Annotated in this window: 2 protein-coding genes; both read left to right on the top strand. The window is 28.4% G+C overall.

Going from position 1 to position 1,112, the window contains the following annotated elements; all coding sequences use genetic code 11:
• A partial coding sequence (locus IDG60_RS15465; protein WP_206160887.1) for an FAD-dependent oxidoreductase occupies nucleotides 1-339 on the top strand: 339 nt, incomplete at its 5' end.
• Between the two features lie 417 nt (nucleotides 340-756).
• Nucleotides 757-1,112 (top strand): site-specific integrase (locus tag IDG60_RS15460; RefSeq protein WP_206160886.1); only part of this gene is annotated, 356 nt, incomplete at its 3' end.

Below are 1,112 nucleotides of genomic sequence, written 5' to 3'. Positions count from 1 at the left end.
AAATATGAATTGATTTCACAACCAAACATACAGTTTGCGGGACAAATGACTGGTGTTGAAGGTTATGTAGAAAGCGCAGCTAGCGGCTTAGTTGCAGGTATCAATCTTGCGCATAAAATATTAGGCAAAGGTGAGGTAGTATTTCCGAGAGAAACTATGATTGGAAGTATGGCTTACTATATTTCTCATGCTAAAAACAATAAGAATTTCCAACCTATGAATGCTAACTTCGGGTTATTACCATCTTTAGAAACTAGAATTAAAGATAAAAAAGAACGCTATGAAGCACAAGCTAATAGAGCTTTGGATTACTTAGAAAATTTCAAAAAAACTTTATAAAATAGTTAGAAAGACTAGATATGCTATTCATTCTTAAGTCATCAACGAGTAAGTAATGACTTTCTAAATGGAAAATACTTATCCTAGTCTTTTTAATTTTGGAATTGTTACGTATTTCTGACAATTTAGAATTCGTATTCAAAAAAATATCTAAATAAATAACACGCAATAAGTTGATTGATGTAACATGTAAGAGAATGTTTTAAATAAACTTTATTTAAAAGACAATGAAATAATAAATGGCAAGGCTATTAATAAAGACTTTTAGTAATTAATTTAAAAAAGAGGTATTCTAATTAACAGGTTTTCCGATTAGTTACAATTATTTAATTCTCAAAAGATTTAGAATTGATTATCAAATTACTGTAAGCCCTTTGCTGTATATGCTACAATTCTTATTGATGGAGGGTAAATGTATTGAATCATATTCAAGAAGCGTTTTTAAATACATTGAAAGTTGAACGGAATTTTTCGGAACATACATTGAAATCATATCAAGATGACTTAATTCAGTTTAATCAATTTTTAGAACAAGAACATTTACAGTTGAAAACTTTTGAATACAGAGATGCTAGAAATTATTTGAGCTATTTATATTCAAATCATTTGAAAAGAACATCTGTTTCTCGTAAAATCTCAACGTTAAGAACTTTCTATGAATATTGGATGACGCTTGATGAGAACATTATTAATCCATTTGTTCAATTAGTACATCCGAAAAAAGAAAAATATCTTCCGCAATTCTTTTACGAAGAAGAAATGGAAGCGTTATT

This window comes from Staphylococcus sp. EG-SA-2, assembly GCF_017152085.1.
This window is presented reverse-complemented; position numbering and strand designations above follow the sequence as displayed.